Genomic DNA, 14224 nt, shown 5'->3' with positions numbered 1-14224 from the left:
TAGGATATTTAAAAATTTAGATATTTTGGTGAAAGTATTATATCCTTATCTAATTTAATTGTTTATTTTAGATGCTTAGTACATTATATATGTTGTACATATTACATGTGAGACTTTCACAAAAATAAGTATGGTCACTTAGGTGGTCATACGGTTGTTAAAAAGAGAGGTATTTATGCAGCACATGCTACGCATGGGGATTGACGTGGGGTCTACAACGGTTAAAGTTGTATTATTGGACGAACACGATAATTATTTGTATAAAAAGTACATACGCCATTATGCAAACATATTGGACACAGTATATACCTTGTTACAAGAGGCTCAAGTTGGTCATGAAGACGCTCTTGTTCATGTATGTATTACTGGTTCTGGTGGGATGGCTATGGCCGAAAAGGTGCGCATCCCATTCGTACAAGAGGTTATTGCTGAAACGCGAGCTGTGAAAGCCCTCTATCCAGAGACAGACGTTATCATCGAACTTGGTGGTGAAGATGCGAAGGTTACGTATTTAGGTCAAACTGCAGAACATCGTATGAATGGCTCCTGTGCTGGTGGTACGGGTGCTTTTATTGACCAAATGGCGACTTTATTGCAGACAGATGCATCTGGCCTTAACCAATTAGCCATGAATGCTGATACGATTTATCCAATTGCGGCACGCTGTGGCGTATTTGCTAAAACAGACGTACAAGCTTTGTTAAACCAAGGCGCATCTCATGAAAATATTGCAAAATCTGTATTCCAAGCAATTGTAAATCAAACGATTGCTGGCCTTGCATGCGGGCATAAAATCGAAGGTAATGTAGCGTTCCTTGGTGGTCCGTTGACATTTTTGTCTGAATTACGCCAATGCTTTTGCGATACCTTAGAGCTAGATGAAGCGCATCGCATTATCCCTGAGAATGGTGAATTGTTCATTGCTTTAGGGGCGGCATTGATGAAAGATGAGTGCCGCGAGATTACTGTTGGCCAATTGACAAAGGAAATCGGTGCACTTATCGGTATTCCCATGGAAGCTACAGACCGTGTTGATCCGCTATTTAAGAATGAACAAGAATTAGAAGATTTTCGTGCTCGTCACGCTAAGGCTGTAACGCCAAAGGCGAATATCGAGGATGCTCAAGGTCCTTGCTACCTTGGTATTGATGCTGGTTCTACTACACTTAAGGTAGTTCTTATCAATAGCAATAAGGAAATTATATTCTCTCATTATGGTCCTAACCATGGTAAACCATTAGAAAAATCTCGTGAAATCATCGAGAAAATATATGAATTATTGCCAAAAGGTGCCTATATTGCACACTCTGGCGTAACCGGCTACGGCGAGGCCTTTCTTAAACGCGCTCTCGGCATCGATATCGGTGAAGTAGAAACGATGGCTCACTATCGTGCGGCCCGCTTTTTCTGCCCTGATGTATCCTTTATTTTGGATATTGGCGGTCAAGATATGAAATGCTGTAAGGTTCGTGATGGGTATATCGAAGATATCGTGTTGAACGAAGCTTGCTCCTCTGGTTGCGGCTCTTTTATTGATACATTTGCATCGGGGCTACGAATTCCTATCGATCAATTCGCAAAAGAAGGATTATTGGCACCTATGCCAATCGATTTAGGCTCTCGTTGTACCGTATTTATGAACTCTAAGGTTAAGCAGGCTCAAAAAGAAGGTGCTACGGTACAAGATATCGCAGCAGGTCTTGCTTATTCTGTAATTAAAAATGCCCTTTATAAGGTTCTTAAGGTGAAAAATCCTAAAGAATTAGGCGATCATATCGTTGTACAAGGTGGTACGTTCTATAACGAATCCGTTTTGCGTGCCTTTGAGAAATTGATGGGCGTAGAGGTGATTCGCCCTGATGTATCTGGGTTGATGGGTGCATACGGTATGGCTCTTCTTGCAGCAGAAACGGCGGAAGAGTTACAAAAGGGTGAAAGCACATTGCTAGATAGTGAAGGCCTTAATTCTTTACAAGTATCTACGACAATGCGCAATTGTGGTCTTTGCCCAAATAATTGCATGCTTACTATTAACGCTTTCTCCGATGGTCGTACGTACGTAACTGGCAACCGTTGTGACCGCGGTGCTGGCGATATGATCCAAGAGAAGCGTAAGCCAGTTCCTAACTTGGTAGACGTAAAATTACGTCGTTACTTTGATTACTACTTGAAGAAAAATATTCCTGAGTTTGAAGGTAAAATGCGTGTAGGTATCCCTCGCGTTCTCAACATGTATGAGGACTTCCCATTCTGGTTCACATTCTTCAATAGTTTGGGTTATGAAGTAATCCTTTCAGATTATACGACTAAGGATCAATACAATAAGGCTATCGATACAATTCCATCCGATACAGCTTGCTATCCTGCAAAAGCTGTACATGGTCATATTCGAGATTTAGCGAATGCACAGGTAGACTTTATTTGGTACCCTTGTATTCAACATGGCCCTAAGGAATTTAGTCGCGACAATAATTACCATTGTCCAATGGTTATTTCCTATCCAGAACTTATCAAAAATAATATGCAAGAGGTATTGGGAGATACTCCGTTCCACGCACCATTCTTGCCGTTAGCTGATAAAAAATCCCTTGTTCCGGCTCTTGTGAAAGCATTGGATTTCTTGGACCTCAAGAAGAAAGATATTGCTAAGGCTGTAGACCTTGCTTGGGAAGAACAAGAAAACTGTAAAGCTTCCTACCGTGAAACGACGAAGAAAACTGTATCTCGCCTTGTGGCAGAACAAATTCCGACAATCGTATTGGCTGGCCGTCCATATCATTTAGACTCCGGTATTAACCACGGTATTCCTGAACTTATTACATCTCTTGGTATGGCTGTTCTTACAGAAGATGGCGTTGCCCCATTAGGCAATGAAATCAAGCATTTACGCGTTGTAGACCAATGGTCATACCATAGTCGCCTATATCGTGCCGCTGAATTTGTAAGTAGAACTGAAGGATTCCAAATTGTAGAGCTTAACTCCTTTGGTTGTGGACTGGATTCTATCGTAGCAGATCAGGTAAAAGATATACTTTCAGCAAACCACAAAATCCATACCTTGCTCAAAATCGATGAAGGTACAAACCTTGGAGCCGTGACAATCCGTTTGCGATCCTTGCAATCTGTAATGGAACGTAGTTTGCGTCGTCATCATAATCCTGAGGCGCCGGAAGAGGTAGTGGTAGAGAAATTACCAACTTACGACTACAATCGAGTTGTCTTTACAGAAGAAATGCGTAAGACTTATAAAATCTTGGTACCACAAATGTCACCATTGCATTTTAGCCTCTTAGAGCCAGTTCTCAAAAATGAAGGATATGACTTTGAAATGTTGCCAGCGCCTACGCGTGATGATATTGAAGTGGGTTTGAAATATATCAATAATGATGCATGTTACCCTGCGATTATTGTTGTAGGTCAGCTTATGTCCGCACTGTTATCCGGTAAATATGATGTAGAGAAGACTGCTGTTATCATCTCTCAAACTGGTGGTGGTTGTCGTGCTACAAACTATATCGGTTACTTACGTAAAGCATTGATTGATGCTGGTATGAAACAAGTGCCAATCCTATCCCTCAATGCGAGCGATATGGAACGTCAACCGGGCTTCAAATTGACAAAAGGCTTCTTACATCGCATGATTCAAGCCGTAGTATACGGGGACGCTATCATGCAATGCGTATTGGCTACACGCCCATACGAAAAGAACCCTGGCTCTACCGATGCATTATGTGATTACTGGCTTAAAAAGGTCCGTGAAAACATTACATCTGCAAGTCTTCGTCAGTACAATAAGTACATCAAAGAAATCATCCATGACTTTGATAACTTGCCGGTCAATAAAGACGTACAAAAACCTCGGGTTGGCGTTGTAGGGGAAATTTACGTTAAATTCCACCCAAGTGCTAACAACCATATTAATGAACTCATTGAAAAGGAAGGCGGCGAAGTCGTTACATCTGGCTTGCTAGATTTCTTCTTGTACTGTGCAATGGATAGCACTTATCGTGCGAAACACCTTGATGGTACATGGCTATCAGGCTTCTTTGGTACATTGGCTCGTGAAGCCCTTGAACTATACCGCTTGCCATACGCTAAAGCTGTAGCGGCGTCTAAAAACTTTGATCCTCTACAACGTATGACAGAAGTGGCTAAAGAAGCAGCTCAATTCATTGGTCTTGGTAACCAATGCGGTGAAGGCTGGTTCCTCACAGGCGATATGATCGACCTCATCGAAAAAGGGGCTAAACAAATCGTATGCTTACAACCATTTGGTTGTTTGCCGAACCACGTAACAGGTAAAGGTATGGTGAAAACACTATCCGCTGCCTACCCAGACGTGCGAATTGCGGCTATCGACTACGATCCAGGATCCAGTGCGGTAAACCAAGCAAATCGATTAAAACTACTACTATCGACAATGTTTGAATAAGGGTGCTCTGTTATATTTTCAATAGGGCCCCGTGACAACTACATAACACTAGTATAGAAAAAACACAGTCCTCTCTTGGCTCAGTACGGCGCTACGCTTCGTAAAATCGTTGCAGAGAGGGCTGTGTTCTTTTCTATATACACCTTGAAGCTGTCCCATTGAAAATATAACTAGTGCAGTGGAGAGGAGATGGGATGGAAGTTAGTGAATAAGCGATAAGATCTCTTACATTTTATAATGGGGCCCGAATACAACTGCATATTACTAGTATAGAAAAAGAATAGTGCCAAGTTAAAATTATGTATAATACATGTGTCGAGGTACTTACATTGATGCTCTTATATCGTAATGGGACTCATTCATAGTAAAGACTAATAAAAATAGCACCACCTTTTTCGCAGCGATTTTACGGAACGAAGTGACGTACTGAGCAAGAAGAAGGTAGAGCTATTTTTATACTAAATTTATTCTATTGTAACGGGGCCCCATTACGACTTAGTTTGCTCCCTACAATCAGTTGAGCCTGCGCTTTCCGTTATTGTGCTTAGCCGATTGAAGCAAAGATATAGCCATCTTAGAGATATTAAATGTAGTTCCGCAATGGGACGCCTCCAAAGCAATTGTTAATATAAGTAGAATACCCCTTTCCGAAGCGATTTTACGGAACGTAGTAACGTTCTGAGCAAGGAAAGGGGTATCGGTTTTATATACTAATATTATTCTGTTGTAATCGGGCCCCATTGTGGGGCGCATACAAGTCCATAAAAGAGATTATTCTTTACCTACTAAACTATACAAGCACAATAAGGAAAGCAATGCACATACTAGCATTGTAATCCCCATTGGGACTCCCGTATATTCCCCACCAATACCAACTAATGGAGATACGATTCCTGCAGAGAACATGCTAGCAAAGCCTAGTACTGCAGAGGCACTTCCAGCCATTTTACCGTATTTAGCCATTGCCATAGAGAAGGAGGCAGAGCCAAATAGAGATACTGTACATACGGTAAAGAATAGAATGGACGTTACAGGAATAAGTGGCCATTCGAAAAGCATAGCTATTAAGAATAGCAAGGAGCCGATTGTTAGTTGCCATAAGCTAAATGTGAGTAGTTAGCGAACCGTTATAACATTACTTAAACGGGCACTGATAGCGCTGGCTAAGATAATACCACAACTATTGATACCAAAGAGATAGCTAAATTCTTGTGCAGATAGTTGGAAGATGTTTTGGTATACGAAGGATGAACCTGAGATATACGCAAAGAATCCACCGAAAGCAAAGAATTGAATTAGTGTTTGCCCCAGGAATCGTTTATCTTTAATAAGCGTAATGTAGTTCTTTGTAGCAGTTGCAACGCCACCTGTAACGCGTTTTTCTTTAGGTAAGCTTTCACGAAAGAGAAGAGATCCTACTAATAGAATAGTAGAAAATATTGCTAAAATAACGAAGATAACGCGCCATGTAGTGAATAGTAATAATTGACCGCCGATGAGCGGAGCGATTACTGGTGCCAAACCGTTAACCATCATGAGCAATGCAAAGAGCTTAGTCAATTCTTGACCAGATGCAAAATCTCGAGCGATGGCCTTAGCAATTACAACGCCCACAGATCCTGTTAAACCTTGTAGAAAGCGGCCTAGTAAAAGTATTTCAATGCTTGGTGCATAAGCACAGATTATGCTAGAGATAACGCAAAGTAAGTTGCCTATTATAAGAGGAAACTTGCGGCCCATAGTATCACTAATAGGACCTCCAAATAATTGACCTAATGCAACGCCAAAGGTCATCACACCAATGGTCATTTGAATATTGGATGCAGATGTATTTAGCTCACTAGGCATAATTGGTAATGCTGGTAAATATAAATCTGTTGCAAGTGGTGTGATGGCAGTTAATAAACCAAGGAACACTACCAGTATAAATGAAACCTTGGCAGAACTTTCTTGTGTCATAAAGTCCTCCTATATGTAATATGGGAAAAATAAAAGCCTGCGAATCGGGCTTCGCAGACTGCATTAAATTTTTGTTGTTAGATTTATTATTATATCATGATTAATAAAAAAATTCTATAAAACTACAAAACTCATTATAAAAATAATTTATATACACATAAATTATAGCGAAATATAAAGGAATATTAGGTGTTCTATATATCAAAAGCTTGAGTTTGATATATTTCGTTTTATAGATTAAAATTAATGTATAGACTAAATCTAAAAAATTCAATATAGTTTATCGTATATAGGAGGTTTATTATGAAAAAATTTATGAAAGCCTTAGTATTGGCTGCTGTGGCAGCTGTAGGAGTAACAGCATTTGCATCTGCTCAAGGTATCAGTGAGCAAGAGGCATTAAATAGTGCATTAGCACGTGTGCCAGGAGCAACACAAGCTAATGTAACTGAATTTGGGCATGACTATGATCATGGTCGTTTGGAATATGAAGGTGAAATTCGTTACAATGGTTATGAGTATGAGTTTGAAATCGATGCAGCTTGCGGTACCTTCACAAAATGGGAAGTAGAACGCAAGTACTATTAATTAAAAAAATAGAATAAAAATGTGAAACATCATTACAAAAAAAGAACAGCTCGTATGAGCTGTTCTTTTTGTTTACCTTTTAACAGTATCTTAGAAGAAAATACTGTGGATTTGATGGATGAAATGTTGACCGAAGAAGGAAATGCAGCCATGCATTACAATGAATACGATAAAGTATTTGAACGCTGTGTTCATGATAACGCTTGCTTCAATTTCATGCTCTAATTTACGAGCTTCTTCAGCGCTGATTTCTTTATGGTTATCGAGGTATGCTTTTAAAGCAGGACCAACGGCACCAATGGAAATCGCGATGGATTGTGGAGACAACATTTTACCGATACCAGCTGCACCGGAGTTAACAGCTGCTAACCAGAAGCCAAGATCTTCCCAGCTTGTAGGGTCTAAGCCTTGAGCTGCTGCAATTTGAAGTGGACCAAACAATACGTTGGAGTTTGTACCGGAACCAGTTAAGAAGGCACCCAACGCACCTACGATAGGAGCAAATAGAGGGTACAAGGAACCTGTACCAGCAACCATTGCTTTCGCAATGTCTGCAGTCATACCGGAGTATGTCATCAATTTAGCTGTCATAACAACTGTGATGATTGTAAGGTATGTAAACTTCAAGTTTTTAACTGTGTTACCCAATGTACCGAAGATTTCGCCAGCACTTGCTCTTTGGATAAAACCACCAACAATACCAGCGATGAAAATCATGATACCAGGTGTTGCAATCCATACGAATGTGTAAGGTTTTGCACCAGGACCTTGGTAAATAGGTACAGATGTTTTAATGGACGCAAGTGGACCATTGATTGCAGGGAACAATTTGGATGTTAATAACAATAATACGAAGATCAAGATGAATGGCATAGCCGCTACAAGGCCTTCACCACCGGAAACTTTTGGAACTTCGCCGGTTTGTTTAACTGCGTATTCAGGATCATTAGGCGGCATAATTTTTGCACAAATAATGATAACTGCCATGATAACGATGGATGCAGAGATTACAGATAATTCTGGACCCATTACTGCATTGATTACAGTTTCAGGAACAGCTAATGCTAAACCGGAAAGTAATGTTACAAGGAATACGCCTTTTAACGCTTTAACACCGCCACCAATAATCATAACAACGAAGAATGGTGCGATAAGGTTAAGTAAGAATAATTGTACAGAAATGAATGTACCCAAGTGGCTTGGATCAAGGCTCGTCAAGGATGCCAATGTAGTTGTTGGAATACCGATAGAGCCGAATGTTGTAGGTACGGAGTTCGCAACGAGACATGCGATGATAGATTTTAGTGGGTCAAAACCTACGGCAACCATCATAGCAGCTGGAATTGCAACAGCAGTACCAAAGCCAGCCATACCTTCCATGAAGGCACCAAAGCCCCATGCAAGTAGTAATGCAAGTACACGAGTATCAGATGTTACAGAAGAAAGCATGGTTTTAATAGTTTCCATTGCTTTCGTATATACTACCAAGTTATAAACGAAGATAGCAGCTGTAATAACTAATAGGATTGGCCAAATTGCCAAAGCGGCACCTTCAAGGGCACCAGTGACCATAATGAATGGGTCAGATTGGAATGCTGTAATAGCGATGATGAAAGAACCGATTGCAGCAACACTTGTTGCTTGCCATGCAGGTAATTTCAAGATGGATAACGCTACAATCAACCAAATGATTGGAGATAGCGCTAATAGAACGGTGATAGCACTCATTTCTAAGATCATCCTTTCAAGTAAAACAAAAATATATGCTCAACAGGACGATGTAGTTTAATCAAATAAATTGATGAGTAAATCGCTATAATATTAAGTTGTAAAAGTTCAGTTAAAATGTAAAGTTACAATAAAATAACAGATATACTTATCGCAAAAATTGATATAGTACTTAAAAATTTTTAACCTCATAAGTTATAAGGTTAGAAATATAAGAGAGGGGACATAAACAGTGTTTATGTCCCCTTCTGTACTAACTACAAGTCCTTGTTAGGGCCATTACTAAGTTCAGGTATTAGTAGTTACCTTTGAACATTGTAGCAGGAGCTTCTGGTACATAATCGCCGAAGTAGGATTTGAAGTCAAGGCCTAATTCATTGCAAAGATCTTGAACTTCAAGCATTGTACCGTTAAGTACTGGGATGCCTTCAGCTTTAACTTTTTCAACGGATTCATGTTCTTTTTCGCCATGAGTATAGATACGATCTTGACCTTGAGCTTTAGGTGCTTCACGTAATTCTTGTAAGAATTGGGAGAAGTGTTTTTTGATTTCCGCAGGGTCACCGAAGAATTCAGGGTTGATAGCCATGAAGCCGTGGCAGATATTGGATTTGCCACCAATCATACATTTGTTGGAAGTACCACCTTGGGAAAGGATGGAGGAGAACAACTCAGCGATCATGCCGTTACCATAACCTTTGTGGCCACCAAGAACTTCTGTAGCACCACCTAAAGGAAGAATACCGCCGCCTTCATGACGGGAGATGTTGCCCAATACTTCAGCTGCATCAGTGGAAGGAACGCCGTCTTTATTAACAGCCCAACCATCTGGAGTAGCTTTGCCCATTTTGTTGTACATTTCAAGTTTACCACGAGTTACTACTGTAGTGGAGCAGTCGAAGAAGAAGTCAACAGGATCAGCTGGTACAGTCCAAGCGATAGGGTTAGAACCAAGCATAGCTTTACGAGCATATGTAGGAACCATAATTGCTTCGGAGTTAGTACAGGAGAAACCGATTAAGCCTTGGTCGGATGCCATTTTAGCATAGTAACCAGCGATACCGTAGTGGTTGGAGTTACGTACGGATACGATACCAACACCGGATTTTTTCGCTTTTTCGATAGCCATTTCCATAGCCATGTGGCCCAAGATTTGACCCATGCCGTCATGACCGTCGATAACTGCAGAGATTGGAGTTTCTTTTACGATTTCAGGTTTTGCGTCGATTTTGATTAAGCCATTAGTGATACCTTTGTGGTAACGAACCATACGTTGCATACCATGGCTTTGAATACCGAACAAGTCGGAAGTCAAAAGCACGTCTTGGATGATGTCAGCTTCTTTTTCGGAGAAACCGAATTTTTGGAAAGCATCCATGCTCAATTTTTTTAGTGTTTCATAAGGGAATAACACAGTGTTTTTTGCGTCTGCCATCGTTAAAACCTCTTTTCAGAAAATATGTACCTGATATAAGGACTACATTCTAAAAGAATCATGAAAATAACATGACTCTAAGGGTAGCTCTATATCCTCTCAAATGACAATGTCAGTATAGCACAGAAATTAGTGAGATTGAATAGTCTTACAGTCTGAACGACATTACTAAATATGCATACGTACCGGTGATTTTTGTCACATTATCTATACGACACTATTAAAATGTCTGATTATACCTAAAACTATATGGTTATGACTTTTAGTAATGATTGCATGATTTTTTTGGAGAATTTTGGTATTTTTATAGAACTTATTAGTATATCTGTTTAGGAGGTCGGAAAGAATGATAATAGATAGATATCGATAAAACTTGAAATGTTCAGTTACTCATATAAAAATAAGTGATGAGGTCATAAATGTAATGTGATAATCGGATGCATTGATATACAAAAAATAATTAGTTCTAAAACCTCTTAGAATCAGAAGATGTGTAAAAGGTTATACTTATACAAGCGATACTATACTATAATATAAATATACATCCTATAGTTTATACAATTTATAAGCGAGGTGCTTATCATGAAAGAATATAAATCTGTATGTCCTTACGATTGTCCTGATGCATGCGGACTCATTGTATCAGTCGATAATAATAAAGTAATATCTGTTCGAGGGGATAGAGCACATGCTTTCACAAGAGGTACGTTATGTCCTAAGATGGTACATTATGAAAAAGTAATTCATTCCCCGTTGCGTTTACAGCACCCGATGAAGCGTGTCGGTAAAAAAGGAATTGGTGAAGATCAATATATTTGTATTAGTTGGGATGAGGCCCTTGATACAATTGTTACCAATTTTAAGGATACCATTGCTACATATGGTAGTGAAAGTATTTTGCGCTACTCTTACGCGGGGACAATGGGGGTTATTCAGAGTCCTGCGGCAGATTATTTCTTCCGTCGCATTGGTGCTACAGACCAAGACCGAGGTATTTGTTCTCCTGCCAAACAGACGGGGTTCCGCTCTGTTTATGGTGATACCTTGGCAATCAAACCACAAGAGGCGCAACATAGTGATCTTATCGTCTTGTGGGGCATAAATGCGACAGCCACAGATGTTCATATTTTACATGATGTGAACATTGCGAAAAAGAAGGGGGCTCGGGTCTGGATTATCGACACTCATAAAACCTATACTTTTAGCCAAGCTCATGAGCATATTTACGTTAAACCAGGTAGTGATGGGGCACTAGCATTAGGTATGCTCCATATCATTCATCGTGACGGTTTGGCGGATACAGATTTTATTAAGGAACATGTCCAAGGCTACGATGAGCTGGTAAAAAATGTGTTGCTTGAGTTTACGCCGGAGAAAGCATCTGATATTTGCGGTGTTTCCGTGGAGCGGATGACTGAGTTTGCTCATGTTTACGCAAAGTCAAAAGCGCCGTTTATTCGTCTCGGTAGTGGACTATCTCGATATGGCAATGGTGCTATGACATGCCGTGCTGTTAATGCTTTACCTGCAGTGGTTGGGGCGTGGCAACATCTTGGAGGTGGATTACTATCGAGTGCAAGTGGTAGTAAATTTGTTGGTAAAGAAGTGATGCAACAGGCGCAGGTTCATGCACCAGCTAAACGATTGATGCCGATGGTTAAACTGGGTGAAATGCTCACAAATCCAAAAGGCGCTAAGATTCATAGCTTATATGTGTTTTCTACAAACCCTGCCATTACCGCACCGGATCAAAATATAGTTCGTAAAGGTTTGATGCGTGATGACCTATTTACAGTCGTACACGAGCGTTTCTTTACGGATACCTGTAAATATGCGGATATTATTTTGCCAGCCACAACATCTGTGGAGCATGATGATATTTATAATTCTTATGGTCATTACACAATTGGTACGGGGTACAAGTTGATTGAGCCAATCGGTGAATCCCGTTCCAACTGGCAAGTTATCGCTGAGTTAGCAAAACGCATGGGGTTGGAGGATGACTTTTTTGACCTTAGTGAAAGAGATCTTATTGAACAAATTGTGCGGACTTCAAGTCGTATATCTAAAGATGATCAAGATTTGATTTTAAATGGTGAGCCTGTGGAGATGACGGTACCTGAAAGTTATAAGATGGATTTCAAAACACCGTCTGGAAAAATTGAATTATATAATCCGCAGGATGTAGAACCGTTAATTCGGTATATGCCTCCATATGGTGACAATGCACCGTTTTGGCTCATAATTGGTAATGATATTCGAATTTTGGACTCTAGCTTCTGCGAATTAGACTTTAATGATCCTGAGTTGATGAAACTTCGCATCCATCCAGAAGATGCAAAAATGTATAATGTAAACGATGGTGCTGAGGTAGAAATCTATAACGATCGTGGCAGTGTAAAAATTAAAGCATACTACGACGATGAAGTACAGAGAGGGACATTGGTAACACTAGGTGTATGGTGGCAATCTCAATCGAGTGATCCTCACGTGGCAATCAATGCGCTTACCGCAGCTCGTCCCACAGATCAAGGTTGGGGTAGTACCTTCTATGATGTGCAAGTTCATATAAGAAACCTTTCATAGATAATAGTTTATTACCATATCATGAACAAATATGTATAAGATGTGTGATGTCACATGTTTTTACAGCTATATTTAAAAATTAAATCCTTTTACTTATGGGAATAACATTATACGGATATAGAATAGTGAGGATATTTTTCTTGTATACGTTAGCCCCTTTAGATTATAATAATAATATTATTTTTATATAACCTAAAGGGGGTTACATTTATGAATGGTAACGACAATCTGTCGACCCGTGCTTATCTGGCTATAGGCATGATGTTATTTGCCCTATTCTTTGGGGCAGGGAACTTGATCTTCCCAGCGGCCTTAGGTCAACAAGCTGGTGATAATGTAGGTTGGGCTTTGCTCGGCTTCGTATTAACTGGTGTAGGCCTTCCACTCTTAGGTGTTGCAGCGATGGGTTACTCCTCCTGTAAAGATGTTGAAGAACTTGCAAGTCGTGTTCATCCGATTTATGGCTTGTTGTACACAATTTCTTTATACTTGAGTATTGGTCCAATGTTTGCGACGCCGCGTACTGGTACTGTAGCTTATGAAATCGCAATTAAACCTTTTACCGAAGGTTTAAGTATGAATATGGAACCAATTTTCTTGGCATTATTCTTTGGTATTTCCTTGTGGTTATCCATTAGCCCGCAAAAGCTTGTTAATCGTATCGGCAATATTTTGACACCAGCTTTACTACTTGTAATTCTGTTGTTAATTGTTAAATCTTTTATTACTCCACTTGGTGGTTATGCGGTGCCACAACCGGCATATGGTGATGCACCAACAGCTGTATTACAAGGTTTCCTAGATGGCTACAATACAATGGACGCCTTAGCTTCCGTAGTATTTGCTATTCTTGTTATCGACTTTGTACGCCTTAGTGGGGCTACCTCTCGTGCTGTGATTACAAAAACAGTAATGGAGGTAGGTGCAATTGCGGTAGGCCTTCTTGGTATCGTGTATGTATTTATCGCTAACATTGGTGCTACAAGCGTTGAACGCTTTGGTCTATTTGATACAGGTGCGCCTGTACTGTCCGTAAGTGCTAACTACTTGTTCGGTGAGTTCGGTCAAATCATCTTGGCTATCATCGTTCTCTTGGCTTGCTTGTCTACAAGTATTGGTCTTATCACTTCTTGCGGTACTTACTTCCATAAGCTGACTCCAAAGATTAGCTACAAATTGTATGTAGTAATTTTCTCTGTAGCGGCGTTTGGTCTTAGTATGTTTGGCTTGAAAACAATCATCAGTGCAGCAATTCCTGTGTTGATGCTCTTGTATCCGTTGACTATCGTAATCATCTTGTTGGCACTTCTTCATAATGTATTTGGTGGTCGTCGTTGCGTATATGCATGGACTATGGCTTTCACAATGATCTCTGCCCTCATGACTGGTCTTGAAACTGCAGGTATTGCACCTACAGCTTTGGAACAGCTCTTTGCTCAATATATTCCATTTCAAAGTGCTGGTATGGGCTGGGTAAGCTTTGCGGTATTAGGCTT

At 40.1% G+C, this 14224-nt stretch carries 6 protein-coding genes and 1 pseudogene; 4 read left to right on the top strand and 3 right to left on the bottom strand.

Going from position 1 to position 14224, the window contains the following annotated elements; all coding sequences use genetic code 11:
• Window positions 1-175: 175 nt before the first annotated feature.
• Window positions 176-4432 carry an acyl-CoA dehydratase activase-related protein gene (locus Q0507_RS07360; RefSeq protein WP_298714556.1) on the top strand — a complete coding sequence of 1419 codons (4257 nt, stop codon included), beginning with the start codon at window positions 176-178 and terminating at the stop codon, window positions 4430-4432.
• A 771-nt stretch (window positions 4433-5203) separates the two neighbouring features.
• Here Q0507_RS07360 and Q0507_RS07350 read toward each other — a convergent pair.
• Window positions 5204-6391 (bottom strand): annotated as a pseudogene (locus Q0507_RS07350) (multidrug effflux MFS transporter).
• 303 nt (window positions 6392-6694) lie between these two features.
• Between Q0507_RS07350 and Q0507_RS07345 the strand changes: the two are divergent.
• Window positions 6695-6979, top strand: coding sequence for a PepSY domain-containing protein (locus Q0507_RS07345; RefSeq protein ID WP_298714548.1), 285 nt, complete (start codon window positions 6695-6697; stop codon window positions 6977-6979).
• 90 nt (window positions 6980-7069) lie between these two features.
• Here the strand turns inward: Q0507_RS07345 and Q0507_RS07340 are convergent, their stop codons facing one another.
• On the bottom strand, window positions 7070-8707 hold the full coding sequence (locus Q0507_RS07340) for an L-lactate permease (RefSeq protein WP_298714546.1): 1638 nt from the start codon (window positions 8705-8707) through the stop codon (window positions 7070-7072).
• Window positions 8708-9002: 295 nt separating this feature from the next.
• Complete coding sequence (locus Q0507_RS07335) at window positions 9003-10142, bottom strand: Ldh family oxidoreductase (protein ID WP_298714543.1); 1140 nt, start codon at window positions 10140-10142, stop codon at window positions 9003-9005.
• 582 nt (window positions 10143-10724) lie between these two features.
• Between Q0507_RS07335 and Q0507_RS07330 the strand changes: the two genes are divergently transcribed.
• Window positions 10725-12728, top strand: coding sequence for a molybdopterin-dependent oxidoreductase (locus Q0507_RS07330; protein WP_298714540.1), 2004 nt, complete (start codon window positions 10725-10727; stop codon window positions 12726-12728).
• 210 nt (window positions 12729-12938) lie between these two features.
• Window positions 12939-14224, top strand: a 1286-nt coding sequence (gene brnQ / locus Q0507_RS07325) for a branched-chain amino acid transport system II carrier protein (RefSeq protein ID WP_298714538.1), incomplete at its 3' end; no start/stop codon positions are given.

This window comes from uncultured Veillonella sp. (assembly GCF_938010505.1).
GTDB lineage: Bacteria > Bacillota > Negativicutes > Veillonellales > Veillonellaceae > Veillonella.
The sequence above is the reverse complement of the archived record's forward strand: the minus strand, read 5'-3'. Positions and strand labels throughout refer to the sequence as shown.